Origin of the sequence: Amycolatopsis sp. 195334CR (assembly GCF_017309385.1) — a bacterium.
Lineage (GTDB): Bacteria > Actinomycetota > Actinomycetes > Mycobacteriales > Pseudonocardiaceae > Amycolatopsis.
On sequence record NZ_JAFJMJ010000001.1, the window covers coordinates 1499493 to 1517615 of the forward strand.

Below are 18123 nucleotides of genomic sequence, written 5' to 3' on the forward strand. Positions count from 1 at the left end.
GCACGACCGTTCGTACTACTCCAGCAACCGCGACCGGATCAGGAAGCGCACACCCTCCGGTGCCTCCAGGGAGAACCCGCTGCCCCGGCCCGGCACCACGTCGATGGTCAGGTGCGTGTGCTTCCAGTACTCGAACTGCGGTCCGGACATCCACACCGGCACGTCGTCGATGCCGTCCACCCCGAGGTCCCCGAGGTGGACGTCCGACGCGCCGATGCGGAACTCCCCGGCGGGGTAACACATCGGCGCGCTGCCGTCGCAGCAGCCGCCGGACTGGTGGAACATCACCGGGCCGTGTTGTTCCACCAGCTTCCGCAGCAGGTCGGCGGCCTCTTCGGTGAGCGCCACGCGGTCCATCAGAAGAAGCCGAGCGCGTTGTCCGAGTAGCTGACCAGCAGGTTCTTGGTCTGCTGGTAGTGGTCGAGCATCATCTTGTGGTTCTCGCGCCCGATGCCGGAGGCCTTGTACCCGCCGAACGCCGCGTGCGCCGGGTACGCGTGGTAGTTGTTCACCCAGACCCGGCCCGCCTGGATCTCGCGGCCCGCGCGGAAGGCGGTGTTGCCGTCCCGCGACCACACGCCGGCGCCGAGGCCGTAGAGCGTGTCGTTGGCGATCTTCATCGCGTCGGCGTAGTCGTCGAACTTCGCCACCGAGACCACCGGGCCGAAGATCTCCTCCTGGAAGATGCGCATCTTGTTGTGGCCCTCGAACACCGTCGGCTGCACGTAGTACCCGCCGGACAGGTCGCCGTCCAGCTCGACGCGCTCGCCGCCGGTGAGCACCTTCGCGCCCTCCTGCTTGCCGATGTCGATGTAGGAGAGGATCTTCTCCAGCTGGTCGTTCGAAGCCTGCGCGCCGATCTGGGTGTCGGTGTCCAGCGGGTCGCCCTGCTTGATCTTCTTCACCCGTTCCACGGCGTCGCCGAGGAACTTGTCGTAGATGCCGGACTGGATCAGCGCGCGCGACGGGCAGGTGCACACCTCGCCCTGGTTCAGCGCGAACAGCGCGAAGCCCTCCTGCGCCTTGTCGTAGAAGGCGTCGTTGGCCGCGGCGACGTCGTCGAAGAAGATGTTCGGGCTCTTGCCGCCCAGCTCCACGGTCACCGGGATGATGTTCTCGCTGGCGTACTGCAGGATCAGCCGCCCGGTGGTGGTCTCGCCGGTGAACGCCACCTTCCGCACGCGCCCGCTCGACGCGAGCGGCTTGCCCGCCTCCACGCCGAAGCCGTTGACCACGTTCAGCACGCCCGGCGGGATCAGGTCGCCGATCAGCGAGAGCAGCAGGTGGATCGACGCCGGGGTCTGCTCGGCGGGCTTGAGCACGATCGCGTTGCCCGCGGCCAGCGCCGGGGCCAGCTTCCAGGTGGCCATCAGCAGCGGGAAGTTCCACGGGATGATCTGGCCGACCACGCCCAGCGGTTCCTTGAAGTGGTACGCCACGGTGTCCGCGTCGATCTGCGAGATGCCGCCCTCCTGGGCCCGTAGCGCGCCGGCGAAGTAGCGGAAGTGGTCGATGGCCAGCGGGATGTCCGCGGCCAGCGTCTCGCGGACCGGCTTGCCGTTCTCCCAGCTCTCGGCGACCGCGATCTTCTCGAGGTTCTGCTCCATCCGGTCGGCGATCTTGAGCAGCACGCCGGCGCGTTCCTCCGGCGAGGTCCTGGCCCACGCCGGTGCCGCGCCCTCGGCGGCGTCGAGCGCCTTCTCGATGTCGTCGGCGGTGCCGCGGGCGATCTCGGTGAACGCCTTGCCGGTGACCGGGCTCGGGTTCTCGAAGTACTGGCCCTTGGCCGGCGCCACGTACTCGCCGCCGATGTAGTGGTCGTACCGCGTCTCGTAGCTGACGACGCTGCCTTCGGTGTTCGGTGCCGCGTACCTGGTCATCTGGGCTCTGACCTCCTGCTTCGCTGCCGGATCGGTGGTGGCGGCGAAGGTAGGCGCGGTGACGTTGCACGGACGTTGCAGCGCCGTGACGGCGGTCACTACGCTCGTACAGATGGCGGATCTGCTGCGCGACCCCATCGAGTACGCGCGACTGCTGCGTGCCGTGCACGAGGCCGTGCTGTCCGGGGTCCCGTCACCGCGGTCACCGCGCTCGCTGGTCTCCGAATCCTGGGACCGTTCGCTCGCCGCGCGGGTCGATCCGGACCGCAAGCTGCCGCCGGTGGTCTACCAGCGGGACGAGGTCGCCGACCTGCGGGACGCGCACCCGCTGGCGCCGATCCTGCCGCTGCTGCGCCAGACGCTGGTCAGCATCGCCGACGACGCCGAGCACATCATGATCGTCACCGACGCGGACGGGCTGATCCTGTGGCGCGAGGGTGCCAGCGACGTGTGCCGCCGCGCCGACGAGGTCCGGCTGGCCGAGGGCACGCGCTGGACCGAGGACGTGATCGGCACCAACGCCATGGGCACCGCGCTGGCCACCGGCGAGGCCGTGCAGATCTACTCCGCCGAGCACCTGGTGCGCACCTACCACACCTGGACCTGCGCGGCGGCGCCGTTGCGCGACCCGGACACCGGCGCGCTGCTGGGCGCGATCGACGTCAGCGGGCCGTTGCGCACGGTCCACCCGGCGATGTTGGCGCTGGTCACCGCCTCCGCGAGCCTGGCCGAGGGTCAGCTGCGCGCGCAGCTGGCCGTTCGCGACGAACGCACGCGGCGGGCCAACATGCCGCACCTGGCCGCGCTGCGCGGGGAACCCGGCGCGCTGCTGTCGGCGAGCGGCCGGGTGCTGGCCACCGAGTCGTGCGAACTGCCGTCCACAGTGGACATCCGACGTGCCGGTGGTGCGGTGGCGCTGCCGGACGGGCGGCTCGGCACGGTCGAGCCGCTGCCCGACGGTTTCCTGCTGCGGGTCAAGCGCGGCACCAGGGTGACGCGCGCGCCGAAGCTGTCGCTCCGGTTCCTCGATTCCCTTTTCGCCACTGTGGACGGTCGTGAAGTGCCGATCACCCTGCGGCACGCGGAAATCCTCACCCTGCTGGCGTTGCACCCGGCCGGGCTGACCGCGGACAAACTGGCCTGGCAGCTCTACGGGGACGCGGGCAACCCGGTCACCGTGCGCGCCGAGATCCACCGGCTGCGGGGCCAGCTCGGCCCGGACGCCGTGCGCACGCGACCGTACCGGCTGGCGGCCGAGCTGGACGCCGACTTCCTGCGGGCCAGGACCGCCGCGCGAGGGGGTGCCACGCCCGACTTCCCCGGCCCGCTCCTGCCGGAGTCGGAGTCACCCGCCGTCCGGGAGGAGCGCGAGTCGCTGACCGCGCTGGTGCGCCACGTCCACCTGACCACCGGCGACGCCGAGGCCCTCTGGTCCTATTGGGACACTTCCTGCGGCGTGGACGACACCGAGATCATGGACGCGCTCCTGGACGCCCTCCCCCTCGACGACCCGCGACGCTCACTGGTCCACACCCACCGAGCCCGCCTCGCCTAGTCCTCCCGCAGGAACGGCAGCAGGGCCCCCAGCAACGCCGCCGGGTTGTCCTCCTGGACGAGGTGCCCGGCACCCGGGATGAGCTTCAGCCGCGCGTTCGGCACCAACCCGGCCAGTTCGGTGGCCTTCGCCGCCGGGATCCACTGGTCGTCGGCACCCCAGCAGACCAGGAACGGCAGGTCCAGCTCGGGGTACCGGGGCTGCACCTCGTCGGTGTACCGCTGGTCGGCCTGCGCGATCTGCCGGTAGAACGCGGGCTGCCCGGCCTCCCCCAGCCAGGGCGCGGTCAAGCTCGTCAGCACGTCGTCGTGCAGGCCCGGCGAGCTGGCCGAGTTGATGTACTCCCGCACCAGCGCCTCGTGCAGGAACGGCGGCAGTTGCTCGAAGACCGCCGCGTTCTCCCGCACCAGCCGGAAGAACGGCGAACCCCACGGCGCCAGCGCCACCGGGTCCACCACCGCGAGCCGCGAGTACGCGTGCCCGTGCAGCAGGTGCGCCCGCAGCGAGACGGCCCCGCCGAAGTCGTGCGCGACCACCGTCGGCCGGTCCAGTCCCCAGTGCTCCAGCAGCTCGCCGAACACCCGCGCCTGCGCGGCCAGCGAGACGTCCTGGCCGTCGAACTTGGCGGAGACCCCGTACCCCGGCATGTCCCAGACGTGGACCCGCCACCACTCGGACAGCACCTCGGCGAAGCGCCGCCAGACGAACGACGAGAACGGCGTCCCGTGCAGCAGGACCAGCGGCGGGCCGTCGCCGAAGCTCGCCCACCGCACCTCACCGGTCGAACCCTCGAACCGCTCAGTCAGCTCCATGCGACCACCCAAGCAGAGCCGAAGTAGACACCGTCTACATCGGTTTGCTACAAAGTGGGACCCGGTTGAACAGATGGTGACGGAGAGATGAATGGGCTACGAACGCTTTGTCGCGCTCGGCGACAGCTGCACGGAAGGGCTCGACGACCCGCATCCGGCGGACGGGCGCTACCGCGGCTGGGCCGACCTCGTCGCGGCCCGCCTCGCCATGGACGCACCCGGGTTCCGCTACGCCAACCTCGGCGTGCGCGGCCGTCGGCTGGACCAGATCACCGCCGAGCAGGTACCCGCGCTCAGCGTGCTCGAACCCGATCTGGTGGCGTTGTTCGGCGGCGCCAACGACGTGCTCGCCGGCTCCGGCCCGGCCGAACTGGCCCACCGCGTGGACACCGCAGTCCGCCGGGTCACCGGGCTGGCGCCGAAGGTCGTGCTGTTCACGCTGAGCGACATCTCGCACCGGATGCCGTTCGGCAAACGCTTGCGCCCCCGCATCGAGGCACTCAACGACGCCATTCGCGAAGCCGCCGTCAGCTACGGCACCGAATTGGTCGACCTCTGGCCCGACCGCGCCGCCGACGACCTGCGTTACTTCGGCCGCGACCGCCTGCACCTGTCCGAACTCGGCCACCGCCGCCTCGCCGCACACCTGCTGACCGCGCTCGACGTGCCGTTCGAGCCGAGCTGGCTGGCGGACCTGCCCGGCGCGCCGACCCGACCGGACGCCCGCGCGCACGCCGAATGGCTGTGGCACGTGGTGCGCCCGGTCGCGGTCACCCGCCTCCGCAACCGCCTGATCGGCCGCTCCCCCGGCGACGGCTTCCTGCCCAAGCGCCCGGAACTGCTGCCGGTCTCGACCGACGAGATCAGGGCATGGATCTCCGCCCCGCTCCCCGGCAACGCCTGATCGCCGGCGCGATCGAACTGCTCGGCGCCGACGGCGTCGAGGCGGTGACGTTGCGCGGCATCGCGAAGCACACCGGCGTCTCGCACGGGGCACCGCTGCGGCACTTCGCCGGGCGCGCCGAACTGCTCTCGGCGGTCGCGGCCACCGGGTTCGCCGAGTTGTACGCCCGCCGCGAAGCGCTGCCCGCCGGTCCACCGCGCGACCGGCTGGTCGCCGCCTGCCGCGGGTACATCGACTTCGCGCTGGGCAACCCGGCGATGTTCGAGCTGATGTTCCGGCACGACCTGCTGGACACCGGCGACGCCGAACTCACGCGTGCCAGCAGCGCGGTCTTCGACTTCTTCGCGGACCTGACCGCGGCGGCGTCGACCAAGGACACCGACCCGCGCCTGATCGCCGCGTCGTTGTGGGCGGCACTGCACGGACTGGCCCAGCTGTGGTTGTGGGGCGGGTTGTCCCGGGCCAGCTTCGCGCCCTCGATCGACCTGCCGCTGGCCGTCACGCTGGACGCCTATCTCGGCTCATAGATCGCGAAGAGGCGAAAGGATCCGTCGCCCCGTGTACTCGCACCGGGGGATCGTGCTACCGCTCCAGCGCCACCTTCGGCAGCCGCCGATCCAGCCACGACGGCAGCCACCAGGCCCGCGCCCCGAACAACCGCATCACCGCGGGCACGATCAGGCAGCGGATGACCACCGCGTCCAGCAGCACCGCGACCGCCAGGCCGAGGCCGAACTGCTGGAGCATCCGGTCCGAGCTGAGCACGAACGCGCCGAACACCACGATCATGATCCCGGCCGCCGCGGTGATCACCCCGCCGGTGTTCGCCAGCCCCTCCCGGACCGCACGGGCCGCGTCCCCGGAGCGCCGCCACTCCTCGTGCATCCGCGAAACCAGGAACACCTCGTAGTCCATGGACAACCCGAAGACGATGGCGAAGATCATCACCGGCACGAAGGCCTCGATCGGCCCCGGCTGCGCGCCGAACCAGCCCTCCTGGAACACCAGCGTCATCACCCCGAGCGAAGCCCCGATGCTCAGCAGGTTCAGCACCGCCGCCTTCAACGGCACCAGGATCGACCGGAACACCACGAGCAGCAGCAACGCCGACAACCCGACCACCACCCCGATGAACACCGGCAGCCGCTCACCGATCGCGGTGGCGAAGTCGTCGGCCGCCGCGGTGGCCCCGCCGACCAGGTACTCACCACCGGTCCGCGCCTCCAGCGCGGGGATCACCTCGGCCCGCAGCCTGGTCACCAGCTCGTGCGTGGCCTCGTCCTGCGGGCCGCTGTCCGGGAACACCAGCGTGGTCGACACCGCCCCGCCCGACGGCGGCGTGGTGCTGGTGGCCACGCCGGGCGTGTTCGCCAGCGCCTGCCCGAGCGCGGCCGGGTCCCCACCGTCGGACAACACGATCAGCGGGCCGTTGAAGCCCGGCCCGAAGCCCTCGGCGAGCAGGTCGTATGCCTGACGCGTGGTCTGCTCGGGCGCCTCGGTCCCGGCGTCGGCGAACCCGAGCCGCATGCCCAGCGCGGGCAGGGAAAGCACGCCGAGCGCGGCCACCGCGAACAGCAGCGGCGCCCACGGGCGGCGCTGCACCAGCGCACCCCACTTCCGCCAGCGGTCGCCGTGTGCCTTGCCGCGCTTGGTGACCGCCTTCTCGATGCGACGGCCGAACACGGTCAGCAGCGCGGGCAGCAAAGTCACCGCGGCGATCATGGTCAGCAGCACCGTCATCCCGACCGCCAGCGCGACCCCACGCAGCGAACCGAGCCCCAGCACCAGCAACCCGGCCAGCGCGATGATCACCGTCAGCCCGGCGAACAACACCGACCGGCCCGCCGTGTCCAGCGCCTTCCTGGTCGCCTCGTCCCGCTCCGCGCCGCTCAGGATTTCCGTGCGGTAGCGGGAGAAGATCAGCAGGGCGTAGTCGATGCCGACGCCGAGACCGACCAGCATCATCAGGTACGGCACGTAGCTCGGCAGCGTGAACACCTGCGACGCCAGCACGATCACGCCGAGCGAACTGCCGACCGCGAACACCGCGGTGAGCACCGGCAGGCTCGCCGCCAGGAACGAGCCGAACATGAAGACCAGGATCACCAGCGACGCCAGCAAACCCGCCCCTTCCGCCGGTCCGCCACCGCCTTCCGCCGCCTCCCGGATCGCGCCGCCACCCAGATCGACGGTCAGCCCGTCGCCTTCCGCGGCCTTCGCGGTGTCGATGATCCGGCGGGTGTCCTCGACCGGGATGTCCTTGGCCAGCGGCACGGTCGCGTAGGCGGTGTGGCCGTCCTCGGAGAACTGCAGCGGGCTCGGCGGCCCGGCGAGGTGCGGCAACTGCGCGAGCATCCGCTCCACCCGGTCGGCCGGGATCCCGCCGTCGTGGCGGACCACGATCTGCGCGGCTTCCCCGACCTCGCCGCCGAAGCGGTCCTGCAGCTGCTGGGATTCCGTGCCCGGCAGCGCGTGGTCGTCCTCGTAGGCGCTGCCGACGGCCTGCGAGGCGAAGGTGATCGCGGCGAGCACCACGATCCACAGCACGATGGCCAGCCGGCGGTGCCGTTGCGACCATTCCGCGAGCCGCTCGAACCGGCTCCGTTCCACCACTGTTGTGTTCACGGCGAACAGGTTCCGGCAGCGACCCCGGTCGCGTCGTCATGCTCGCGAGCCGACTTCGCCTACCCCGGGAGTTGTTCCCTACGGGCGATCCCGTACTACCCGGGTTGCGTCCACCGGGGGCTCACCACGGCCGACTCGTAGGCGAGCACCACCAGCTGCGCCCGATCGCGAACGTCCACTTTGGTCATGATCCGGCTGACGTGGGTCTTGGCGGTGGCCGGGCTGAGCACCAGCCGCCGGGCGATCTCGTCGTTCGACAGCCCGGCCGCGACCAGCACCAGCACCTCGCGCTCGCGTTCGGTCAGCGAGTTCAGCCGCGGGCTCGGCTCCGGCCGGGTGACCCGCCCGGCGAACTCGGCGATCAGCCGCCGGGTGACCGCGGGCGCGAGCAGCGCGTCCCCGCGCGCGACCACCCGCACGCCGTGGATCAGCTCGGTCGGTTCGGTGTCCTTGACCAGGAACCCGCTGGCACCGGCGCGCAACGCGCCGTAGACGTACTCGTCGAGGTCGAAGGTGGTCAGGATGATCACCTTCGCCCCGTGGTCGCGGGCGAGCAGCTGCCGGGTGGCCGCCAGCCCGTCCAGGCGCGGCATGCGAACGTCCATCAGCACCACGTCCGGGCGGAGTTCGGCGGCCAGGCCGAGCACCGCCTCGCCGTCGGCCGCCTCGCCAACCACGGTGATGTCCGACTCTCCGTCCAAAATGGACTTGAACCCGGCGCGGACCAGGGTCTGGTCGTCGGCCAGCAGGACCCGGATCACCGGCGGCCGCCGATCGGCAGCCGGGCGTGCACGGCCAGGCCGGTTTCCCTGGCGGGCATGGTCAGCTCGCCACCGGCGGCCCGCACCCGCTCGCGCATGCCGCGGATGCCACCGCCCGGCGTGATCGGCCCGCCGGAACCGTTGTCCTCGATCTCCACGCGCACCTCGTCGTCGCCGTACCGGATCCGCACCACGACGGTACTCGCGCCGGAGTGGCGGATCGTGTTGGTCAGCGCCTCCTGCACGATCCGGTACCCGGCGAGCCCGAGCTCCGGCGGCACCGGCCGCGGTTCGCCGAGTTCGGCGGTCACCTCCAGGCCCATCGCCCGCGCGTGGTCGAGCAGTTCGCCGACGCGGTCGAGCCCCGGCGTGGCGTCCACCGGCGCGCGCAGCACCCCGAGCGTGGAGCGCAGCTCCCGCAGTGCCTGCTTGCTCGCGTCCTTGATCGCGCTCAGCGCACCGGTCGACTGCTCGGGGTCGCCGGCGTGGAGCGCGGCGCCGGCCTGGACGGTGATCAGCGAAAGGTGGTGCCCCAGCGCGTCGTGCAGTTCGCGCGCGATGCGCAGGCGTTCCTCGGTGGCCCGGCGGCGCGCCTCTTCCTCACGCCCCAGCTCCACCTGCCGCTTGACCCGGCCGAGCGCCAGCATCGCGACGATCCAGCCCAGCAGCATGAACATCGCGACGTCGTCGACGTGCCGCTTCGCGCTGGCCAGCTCACCGGCCAGGGTGGCGAACACGGTGATCCCGGCAACCACCGCGGCCGCGCGCAGGCGGCCCTCCGCCGACAGCGTGTACAACGCGAGCATCAACGTCAGCAGCACCGGACTGCCCGCACCGACCAGCGGGTAGTACAGCCCGACGCCGACCATGGTGGCCACCGCGACCGCCACCGGGTACCGGCGGCGCACCGCCAGCACCCCGCAACTGAACACGATCAGGCCGAGCCCGAACCACCCCGGCGGCTCGGGCTGCCCGAGGGTGTAGCTCAGCACGAGCACCAGCACGAGCCCGGCCAGCACCACATCGCCTGCCGGGCCCTTCGGCCACCACCGGTTCACCCGGTCATCGAACCACCGGGCGGTAGATGATGCGGACCGCACCGCCGGGGAACTGCTCGGACTCGACCACCTCGAAGTTCACCTGGGTGTCGTCGAACAGGCGCTCGCCCTTGCCCAGCACGGTCGGGTGGACCAGGAGCTCCAGCTCGTCGAGCAGGCCCTCGGCCAGCAGCCAGCGCACCACGCTGACGCTGCCGGAGACCAGGATGTCCCCGCCGTCGCGGGCCTTCTCCTCGGCCAGCTTCGCCGCCGCGTCCTCGTTCAGCAGCGTGGACCCGGCCCAGTCGACCGAGGTCAGCGTGGTGGACAGGACCAGCTTCGGCACGCTGTTCAGCACGCCGGCCAGCGCGTCCTCGGTCTCGTTCGGCCAGTGGCCGGCGAAGATCTCGTAGGTCTTGCGGCCGAGCAGGAGCGCGCCGGCCTCGGTGAAGCGCGAGCCGGTGACCTCCCCCATCCGGTCGTCGAAGAACGGTCCCTGCCAGGTCTCCGGTGCCTCGACCACCCCGTCCAGCGAGATGAAGAGGCTCGCAACAATCTTTCGCATGCAGGCAGCGTCACGGACGGTGCTCTACGCGCGCTCGAGAAGCCCCAAACCCCGCAGCAAGGTGTGCACCCAGGTCTCGGCGAGTTTCCGCCGAGTGGGTTCGTCCTCGTGCTGCTGGTCGAAGTTGCTCAGGAAACCCTGTTGCAGGCAGGCGCCGAGCAGCAGGTCCGCCGCCGCCCGCGGGTCGGCCGTCACGCTGATCCGGCCGAGGCGCTGCTCGGCTTCGAGGTACTCGGCGAGCATGTCGCCGACGTGGCGCGGGCCTTTGCCCCGGTCGTGCACCACCTCGCGGTGCGCGGTGAGCAGGTGCGGGTCGGAGAACAGCGAGGCGGCGATCGGGAAGGTCCGCCCGTAGAAGGCGATCGCGGCGTAGGCGAACTCGGTCAGCACCTGTTCGACCGGGTCCCCGCCGACGCGCTTCGGCAGCCCGCCGATCAGGATGCCGAGGCCGGTCGGCATCCGCTCCTCCAGCACCGCGAGGAACAGGTCGGTCTTGTCGCGGAAGTGCTTGTACAGCGCGGCTTCGGAGAAACCGGCCGCCTTGGCGATCTCCTTGGTGGTCGCCTTGGCGAGCCCGTGGGTGCGCATCACCTGCGCGGCCGCGTCGAGGATCCGGTCCCGCGTGGTCAAGGCGCCTCCTGGTTGACACGTAAGTGAGTGCTCACCCACTATAGTGGTTAGTGAGCACTCACCAACCTGGAGGGACCATGAAGATCACCGTTTTCGGGGCCACCGGCGCCACCGGACAGCACGTGCTCGAGCAGGCCCGCGCGGCCGGGCACCAGGTCACGGCCGTGGTGAGGGACCCGTCGAAGGTGCGCGGAACCGACCTGACCGTGGTCGAAGCCGACACCATGGACCCCGCCGCGATCGAGCCCGCGGTGGCCGGCGCCGACGCGGTGATCTCGGCACTGGGCACCCGGAACGGCCGCGGCCCCACCACCGTCTGCACCGACGGCGCGACCAGCATCGTGCGCGCGATGACCGCCGCGGGCACCCGGCGGCTGGTCGTGGTCAGCGCCGCCGGCCTGGCCAAGGACAACGACGACCCGTTCACCCGCGTGCTGGTCAAGCCGATCGTGCAGCGGATGCTGCGGCACCCGTTCGCCGACATGACCCGGATGGAGGCGCTGGTCCGCGCCAGCGACCTCGACTGGACGATCATCCGCCCGCCGATGCTCACCGAGGGCCCGCGCGGCGCGTACCGGACCGAGGTCGACACCGGCGTGCGCAGCGGCATGCGGATTTCGCGGGCGAACCTCGCCCACGCCATCCTGCTCGCCACCCCCGACGAGCGGACCGTCGGGAAAGTTCTCACCGTCGCGCGATGAGTTCCCGCGAGTCGCCGGGTTACAGGGGTGAACGCACTCGGCGAAAGGACTTTGGGCGATGAACGAGATCCGGCCCCTGATCGAGCAGTGGGTGGCGGCGGTGAACCGGGGCGACCTCGACAGCGTGCTCGCGGAGCACACCGAGGACGTGGTCATGTTCGACGTGCCGGAACCGCAGGACGGCGTGCGCGGCATCGAGGCCTACCGCGAGACCTGGCCGCCGTTCTTCGGCTGGCTGGCCAGTGGCGCGATCTTCGAGCTGGTGTCGCTGGAGGTGACGGCCGGCGCCGACGTGGCGTTCGCCTTCGCCCTGCTGCGCTGCGGCAGGCCCGAGGAGATCGGCGACCAGCGGCTCCGGATCAGCTTCGGCCTGCGCAAGGTCGACGGGCGGTGGCTGATCGCGCACGAACACCACTCGTTCCCGCTGGTCGTGGACGGGGAGCAGCGGGTACGCGCGATCCACGAGGAGTGGTTCGACGGGACCGCGCGCAAGGACCTCGACGGCATGATGGGCCACATCGCCGACGACGTGGTGTCCTACGAACACGAGTCGGAGGTCGACGGCGTTTCGGCGGTCCGCGAGGTCTGCCGCGCGGGGCTGGAGCAGAGCACCGGGAAGGTCGAATGGCACGTGCCGGAGCTCCGGGTGCTGACCGGTGACGGCCTCGCGGTGGCGTGGGGCATCAACCACATGCGGGCCGAGCAGCCGGACGGCAGCTTCGCCGAAAGCGAGTCACGCGGCACGCGGGTTTTCGAGCGCCGTGACGGTCGGTGGCAGCTGGTTCACCAACACGTGTCCTTCCCCGTCGAACCCGCCGATATGGCACGATTTCGCAGGTGAGCAGTAGTAGACCCGCGGCGACGCAGCACCTGCGCGACCTCGCGCGGCTGCGTCGCGTCCGCGACCGCATCGACCGCGAGTACGCGCAGCCGCTGGACGTCGAAGCGCTGGCGCGGGGGGCCAACATGTCGGCCGGGCACCTCAGCCGCCAGTTCCGCGCCGCCTACGGCGAGTCGCCGTACTCCTATCTGATGACCCGGCGCATCGAACGGGCGATGGCCCTGCTCCGGCGAGGCGACCTCAGCGTCACCGAGGTCTGCTTCGAGGTCGGCTGCTCGTCGCTGGGTACCTTCAGCAGCCGCTTCACCGAGCTGGTCGGGGTGCCACCCAGCGTGTACAAGCGCGAGGCGGAGAGCGCCACCGCGGGCATGCCGTCGTGCGTGTCCAAACAGGTGACCAGACCGATCAGGAATCGAGAAGCGCCCGCGGACAGCCTCACCTAGCGTGACGGCCATGGACCTCAACATTCATTCGAGCTTCCTCCCGCACGACGATCCGGACGCCGCGCTGGCGTTCTACCGCGACACGCTCGGTTTCGAAGTCCGCAACGACGTCGGGTACGACGGGATGCGCTGGATCACCGTCGGCCCGAAGGGGCAGCCCGCCTCGATCGTGCTGCACCCGCCCGCCGCCGATCCCGGGATCACCGAGGACGAGCGCCGCACCATCACCGAGATGATGGCGAAGGGCACCTACGGCGGCATCAACCTGTCCACGCACGACCTCGACGAGGTCTTCACCCGGTTGCAGGCGGGGGACGCCGACGTGGTGCAGGAGCCGACCGAGCAGCCGTACGGCGTGCGCGACTGCGCGTTCCGCGACCCGGCGGGCAACATGATCCGCATCCAGGAGCTGAGCTGAGCATGCTCACCCTCGACGCGGTCGAAGTCGGGGTGCCGCGGGAGTTCCACGACGACCTGCGCCTGGCCGATCAGGTGGTCGCGGAGGTCCAGGGTCCCGACGGCGGGCTGTGCGTGCTGACCTACGTGGTCGACCAGCCGAGCGAGGTCGAAACCGTGCTGGCCACCGCCGTCCGCCACGGCGCGCAGGTGCTCAAGCCGCCGAAGAAGTCGCTGTTCGCCGGGTTCGCCGCGTCCTGCCGGGCGCCGGGCGGTTCGGTGTGGAAGCTGACCGCACCGACCAGGAAGGACACCGGCCCGGCCGCGGAGTCGCCGTCGCCGACCGAGCTGGTGGCCATTCTCGGTGTCGCGGATCCCCCGGCGTCCAAGGCTTTCTACGAAGCGCTGGGCATGAAGGTGGACCGGGACTACGGTGCCAAGTTCATCGACTTCCAGCTGACGCCGGGCCTGCCGCGGCTGGGCCTGATGAACCGGGCGGCGTTGGCCAAGGACGCGGGCGCCGGCGCTTCCCCCGCGGTCCTCACCTGCACGGTCGACTCCCGTTCGGCGGTCGAAGCCATCCTGACGACGGCGAACTCCGCGGGCGGCCGAAGCGCCGACGGGGAGTTCACCGATCCCGACGGTTACCTGTGGAAAGTTCGAGTCGCACCCTAGGAGAACGCATGAGCACGAGGACGGACCAGCCGTCGTCGCACCCCGCCGACAGCCATGATCTGATCCGCGTGCACGGTGCGCGCGTGAACAACCTGAAGGACGTCACGGTCGAGATCCCGAAGCGCCGGCTGACGGTGTTCACCGGAGTTTCGGGGTCCGGCAAGAGTTCACTGGTGTTCAGCACGATCGCCGCCGAGTCGCAGCGGATGATCAACGAGACCTACAGCGCCTTTGTGCAGGGGTTCATGCCGACGCTGGCGCGGCCGGAAGCCGATCTGCTGGAGGGGCTGACCACGGCGATCATCGTCGACCAGGAGCGGATGGGCGCGAACCCGCGGTCCACTGTGGGCACCGCGACCGACGCGAACGCGTTGCTGCGCATCCTGTTCAGCCGTCTCGGCAAGCCGCACATCGGTTCGCCGAACGCGTATTCGTTCAACGTGCCGTCGGTGAAGGCCAGCGGCGCGATCACCATCGAACGCGGCAACAAGAAGACGGTGAAGGCCACCTTCAACCAGACCGGCGGCATGTGCCCGCGCTGCGAAGGTCGCGGGGACGTCAACGACATCGATCTGACCCAGCTCTACGACGAGTCGAAGTCACTCGCCGAAGGCGCGATCACCGTGCCCGGCTACAACCCCGACGGCTGGACGGTCCGCTATTTCTCCGCCTCGGGCTTTCTCGACGCGGACAAGCCGATCCGGAAGTACACGAAGCGGGAACTGCACGACTTCCTGTACAAAGAGCCGACCAAGGTGAAGATCGAGAACACGAACATCACCTATGAAGGCCTGGTGCCGCGGATCCAGAAGTCGTTCCTGTCCAAGGACAAGGAAGCGATGCAGCCTCACATCCGCGCCTTCGTCGAGCGGGCGGTCACCTTCACCACCTGCCCCGAATGTGAGGGAACGCGACTGAGCGAAGGCGCCCGCTCCTCGAAGATCAACGGCAAGAGCATCGCGGACCTGTGCGCCATGCAAATCAGCGACCTCGCCGAATGGGTGCGTTCCCTGAAAAAGCCGACCGTCGCACCACTGCTTTCGACGCTGCAGCACACTCTCGACTCGTTCACCGAAATCGGCCTGGGCTACCTGTCGCTGGACCGCCCAGCCGGAACCCTGTCCGGCGGTGAAGCCCAGCGCACCAAACTCATCCGCCACCTCGGCTCCGCGCTGACCGACGTCACCTACGTCTTCGACGAACCCACCATCGGCCTGCACCCCCACGACATCCAGCAAATGAACGACCTGCTGCTCCGCCTGCGCGACAAAGGCAACACCGTGCTCGTCGTCGAACACAAACCCGAAACCATCGCCATCGCCGACCACGTCATCGACCTCGGCCCCGGCGCCGGCAGCAACGGCGGCACCATCACCTACCAAGGCCCCCTGAACGGCCTGCGCGCCAGCAACACCCTCACCGGCCGCCACCTCGACGACCGCGCCACCCTCAAACCCACCGTCCGCCAACCCACCGGCGCCCTCGAAATCCGCAACGCCACCACCCACAACCTCCAGAACGTCAACGTCGACATCCCCCTCGGCGTGCTCTGCGTCATCACCGGCGTCGCCGGCTCCGGCAAAAGCTCCCTCCTCCACCGCTCCCTGCCCTCAGACGCCGGAGTCATCACCGTCGACCAAACCCCCATCCGCGGCTCCCGCCGCAGCAACCCCGCCACCTACACCGGCCTGCTCGACCCCATCCGCAAAGCCTTCGCCAAAACCAACAACGTCAAACCCGCCCTCTTCAGCGCCAACTCCGAAGGCGCCTGCCAAGTCTGCAACGGCGCCGGCGTCCTCTACACCGACCTCGGCATCATGGCCAGCATCACCACCACCTGCGAAGAATGCGACGGCAAACGCTTCCAACCCGCCGTCCTCGACTACCACCTCGCCGGCCACGACATCAGCGAAGTCCTCGCCATGTCCACCGCCGAAGCCCTCGACTTCTTCGGCGACGGCGAAGCCCGCACCCCCGCCGCCCACACCATCCTCACCCGCCTGGTCGACGTCGGCCTCGGCTACCTCAAACTCGGCCAACCCCTCACCACCCTGTCCGGCGGCGAACGCCAACGCCTCAAACTCGCCACCCACATGAGCGACAACGGCGGCACCTACCTCCTCGACGAACCCACCACCGGCCTCCACCTCGCCGACGTCGAACAACTACTCGGCCTACTCGACCGCCTCGTCGACAGCGGCAAATCCGTCATCGTCATCGAACACCACCAAGCCGTCATGGCCCACGCAGACTGGCTCATCGACCTCGGCCCCGGCGCCGGCCACGACGGCGGCCGCATCACCTACCAAGGCACCCCCGCCACCCTGGTCGCCAACCCCACCACCCTCACCGGCAAACACCTCGCCGACTACGTCAGCAGCTGAGGGGCCACCATGCAGTGAATGTGGCTTTCACTGCGGAATCCGCTGTGAAAGCCACATTCACTGCACACGGGCCGAGGCGGCGAGGATATTTCCCGGAGATGCATTAGACAATTCGACGGGCCGAGTCCTTCGAACGGCCCAACCGCACAACGGACACCGTGTGGACAATAATTTTCGCTGGTTGCCTTCGACACCTGGTTTCTGCGAAAGTCGTCAGGCAAGATCGGCGAGCAAATTGATCATCTGCCCACCGGCATCGTCGAACACGAGAGCACCGGGGAGACGCGCATGCGGGTCGTGGCGGTCATGAACTACAAGGGCGGCGTGGGAAAAACGACGCTCACCGCGAACCTCGGCGCGGTCGCCGCCAGCCGGGGCCTGCGGGTACTGCTCCTCGATCTTGATCCACAGACGAATTTGACCTTCTCCTTCTTCTCCATCGACGATTGGCATGATCGGCTCAAGGACGGCCGCACGATCAAGCAGTGGTACGACAGTGAAATGCCCGGACGTGACGTGGCACTGGCGGACCTCGTCGTCACTCCCGAGCGGGTCAACAAGGCGCTCAAGAACCCACCCGGCCAGCTCGATCTGATCTCTTCCCACCTCGGCCTCATCGACATAGATCTCGAACTCGCCGCCCGGCTGGGCGGGACCACCACCCTCGACGGTTCGAAGCGGAAATTCCTGGACCTGCACAGTTGTCTGCGCCGGGCGCTCGAGGACAGCCACTTCGGCACCTACGACCTGGTGCTCATCGACTGCGCGCCGAACTTCGGCTTGGTCACCAAGACGGCGATCGTCGCCAGCGAGCGGATCCTCGTGCCCGCCAAGGCGGATTACCTGTCCACGCTGGGCTTGGACTACCTGGCGGGCAACTGCGCGAACCTGGTGCAGCAGTTCAACGACTTCGTCAACCACAAGCGCGGTGCGGGCGACTACCGACCGATCGATCCGACCTTTCTCGGCGTGGTCTTCACCATGGTGCAGATCTACTCGCAACAGGTCACCCTCGCCCAGCACCCCTACATCGAGGAAGCGCGCCTGAACTCCCAAGTGCCGGTGCTCGAGAGCAAAGTTCGCAACAGCCCACGCCACTTCGGCGACGCCGGCGAGAGCGGCGTACCGGCGATGCTGCGGACTTCCAGCAAGGACGAGGTCGTCAAGGAATTCGATCAGTTGGCGGACGAGGTGCTGGGGGAACTCGCGTTGACAGGTGGTCGGCCGTGAAGGAGTTGAGAGAGCTCATCGTCCTGCAGGCCCGCTTGTCCGAGTTCCTGGCGCAGCAGGATGATGCCACGCTGCAGGCCCTCATTCAGGGAACCGCGCAGCTGGCCGTTGTTCATTCCGACGGAGCACGGGAAGACACCCCAGCTGCTCCACCAGCATCGACGAACCTCGCCGTAAGGCCTTCCAGTGATCCACTGCAGGCTGCCCGAGATCTTCCGGTGTTGCCCTCGCAGCATGAACGACGGCTCTACCTGAATGCGGCCGGGTTACCGGCGACAGGGCTGCGCCGGGTGGCCAAGCTGCTGGGCCTGACGCAGTACAGCTCCCTCAAGAAGGCCGAGCTCCTGGATCTGCTGGCCGGTACCGGCAAGAGTCCATCGGACTTGCGCGACAACTCGACGGCCGAACGACAACAGGCCCCCGAGGTCGAGCACCCCTCGGATGCGCGCCCCGATCCTCAAGCGACGGCCATCGCGTCGCACCTCCGCGAAATCGAGACCGAGGAAGAGGGCGCCACCTACCTCCGTGCTCAGCGGTTGAGCCGGGAGGACTTGCTCGCAGTCGCCGCCGAGTTGCAACTCACCCGTGTGGAACGCCTGAAGCCGACAGAGCTGGAGAAGCGAGTGATCAAGCAGGCGATCGGCGCTCGGCGCAAGTTCGCCGGCCTGAGGACGTGGTGAGCGG

At 69.5% G+C, this 18123-nt stretch carries 19 protein-coding genes; 11 read left to right on the forward strand and 8 right to left on the reverse strand.

The features are described 5' to 3' along the window. Window positions 1-15 precede the first annotated feature (15 nt). The gene (locus tag JYK18_RS07275; protein WP_206804069.1) at window positions 16-360 is read right to left on the reverse strand and encodes a DUF779 domain-containing protein; all 345 of its coding nucleotides are present in this window, start codon (window positions 358-360) and stop codon (window positions 16-18) included. After that, the gene (locus JYK18_RS07280) at window positions 357-1880 is read right to left on the reverse strand and encodes an aldehyde dehydrogenase family protein (RefSeq protein WP_206804070.1); all 1524 of its coding nucleotides are present in this window, start codon (window positions 1878-1880) and stop codon (window positions 357-359) included. Before JYK18_RS07280 ends, JYK18_RS07275 begins: the two co-directional genes overlap by 4 nt. Before the next feature lie 112 nt (window positions 1881-1992). Here JYK18_RS07280 and JYK18_RS07285 point away from each other — a divergent pair, with 112 nt between their 5' ends. Beyond that, window positions 1993-3435: a helix-turn-helix domain-containing protein gene (locus JYK18_RS07285; RefSeq protein WP_206801375.1), complete on the forward strand. Its 1443-nt coding sequence runs from the start codon at window positions 1993-1995 to the stop codon at window positions 3433-3435. Here the strand turns inward: JYK18_RS07285 and JYK18_RS07290 are convergent. Then, entirely contained in the window at window positions 3432-4247 is an 816-nt protein-coding gene (locus tag JYK18_RS07290) for an alpha/beta fold hydrolase (RefSeq protein WP_206801376.1), read from the reverse strand. The genes JYK18_RS07285 and JYK18_RS07290 overlap by 4 nt on opposite strands. A gap of 91 nt (window positions 4248-4338) precedes the next feature. Here JYK18_RS07290 and JYK18_RS07295 point away from each other — a divergent pair, with 91 nt between their 5' ends. Both JYK18_RS07295 and JYK18_RS07300 read left to right on the forward strand, forming a co-directional pair. Further along, a complete protein-coding gene (locus JYK18_RS07295) occupies window positions 4339-5151 on the forward strand; it encodes an SGNH/GDSL hydrolase family protein (protein WP_206801377.1) in 813 nt (270 codons plus the stop codon). Beyond that, on the forward strand, window positions 5118-5678 hold the full coding sequence (locus JYK18_RS07300; RefSeq protein ID WP_206801378.1) for a TetR/AcrR family transcriptional regulator: 561 nt from the start codon (window positions 5118-5120) through the stop codon (window positions 5676-5678). The genes JYK18_RS07295 and JYK18_RS07300 overlap by 34 nt, the downstream gene beginning before the upstream one ends. Before the next feature lie 55 nt (window positions 5679-5733). Here the strand turns inward: JYK18_RS07300 and JYK18_RS07305 are convergent, their stop codons facing one another. From JYK18_RS07305 to JYK18_RS07325, 5 genes are all read right to left on the reverse strand, one after another. After that, window positions 5734-7776 carry an MMPL family transporter gene (locus JYK18_RS07305; RefSeq protein ID WP_206801379.1) on the reverse strand — a complete coding sequence of 681 codons (2043 nt, stop codon included), beginning with the start codon at window positions 7774-7776 and terminating at the stop codon, window positions 5734-5736. Between the two features lie 95 nt (window positions 7777-7871). Continuing rightward, window positions 7872-8537, reverse strand: a complete 666-nt coding sequence (locus JYK18_RS07310; RefSeq protein ID WP_206801380.1) for a response regulator transcription factor — start codon at window positions 8535-8537, stop codon at window positions 7872-7874. Then, window positions 8534-9595 carry a sensor histidine kinase gene (locus JYK18_RS47950; protein ID WP_206801381.1) on the reverse strand — a complete coding sequence of 354 codons (1062 nt, stop codon included), beginning with the start codon at window positions 9593-9595 and terminating at the stop codon, window positions 8534-8536. Before JYK18_RS47950 ends, JYK18_RS07310 begins: the two co-directional genes overlap by 4 nt. 4 nt (window positions 9596-9599) lie before the next feature. Then, entirely contained in the window at window positions 9600-10139 is a 540-nt protein-coding gene (locus JYK18_RS07320) for a dihydrofolate reductase family protein (RefSeq protein WP_206801382.1), read from the reverse strand. A 24-nt stretch (window positions 10140-10163) separates the two neighbouring features. Then, the gene (locus JYK18_RS07325; RefSeq protein ID WP_206801383.1) at window positions 10164-10769 is read right to left on the reverse strand and encodes a TetR/AcrR family transcriptional regulator; all 606 of its coding nucleotides are present in this window, start codon (window positions 10767-10769) and stop codon (window positions 10164-10166) included. A 77-nt stretch (window positions 10770-10846) separates the two neighbouring features. Here JYK18_RS07325 and JYK18_RS07330 point away from each other — a divergent pair, with 77 nt between their 5' ends. From JYK18_RS07330 to JYK18_RS07365, 8 genes are all read left to right on the forward strand, one after another. Beyond that, window positions 10847-11470, forward strand: a complete 624-nt coding sequence (locus tag JYK18_RS07330) for an NAD(P)-dependent oxidoreductase (RefSeq protein ID WP_206801384.1) — start codon at window positions 10847-10849, stop codon at window positions 11468-11470. A gap of 58 nt (window positions 11471-11528) precedes the next feature. Further along, complete coding sequence (locus tag JYK18_RS07335) at window positions 11529-12311, forward strand: SgcJ/EcaC family oxidoreductase (RefSeq protein ID WP_206801385.1); 783 nt, start codon at window positions 11529-11531, stop codon at window positions 12309-12311. Then, entirely contained in the window at window positions 12308-12754 is a 447-nt protein-coding gene (locus JYK18_RS07340; RefSeq protein WP_206801386.1) for a helix-turn-helix transcriptional regulator, read from the forward strand. Before JYK18_RS07335 ends, JYK18_RS07340 begins: the two co-directional genes overlap by 4 nt. Window positions 12755-12764: 10 nt before the next feature. Continuing rightward, window positions 12765-13172, forward strand: coding sequence for a VOC family protein (locus JYK18_RS07345; RefSeq protein ID WP_206801387.1), 408 nt, complete (start codon window positions 12765-12767; stop codon window positions 13170-13172). 2 nt (window positions 13173-13174) lie between these two features. Next, entirely contained in the window at window positions 13175-13825 is a 651-nt protein-coding gene (locus JYK18_RS07350) for a glyoxalase (RefSeq protein WP_206801388.1), read from the forward strand. Window positions 13826-13833: 8 nt separating this feature from the next. Beyond that, window positions 13834-16209, forward strand: coding sequence for an excinuclease ABC subunit UvrA (locus JYK18_RS07355; protein ID WP_206801389.1), 2376 nt, complete (start codon window positions 13834-13836; stop codon window positions 16207-16209). 288 nt (window positions 16210-16497) lie between these two features. Further along, on the forward strand, window positions 16498-17439 hold the full coding sequence (locus JYK18_RS07360) for a ParA family protein (protein ID WP_206801390.1): 942 nt from the start codon (window positions 16498-16500) through the stop codon (window positions 17437-17439). After that, window positions 17436-18119 carry a hypothetical protein gene (locus tag JYK18_RS07365; protein WP_206801391.1) on the forward strand — a complete coding sequence of 228 codons (684 nt, stop codon included), beginning with the start codon at window positions 17436-17438 and terminating at the stop codon, window positions 18117-18119. Before JYK18_RS07360 ends, JYK18_RS07365 begins: the two co-directional genes overlap by 4 nt. Window positions 18120-18123 lie beyond the last annotated feature (4 nt).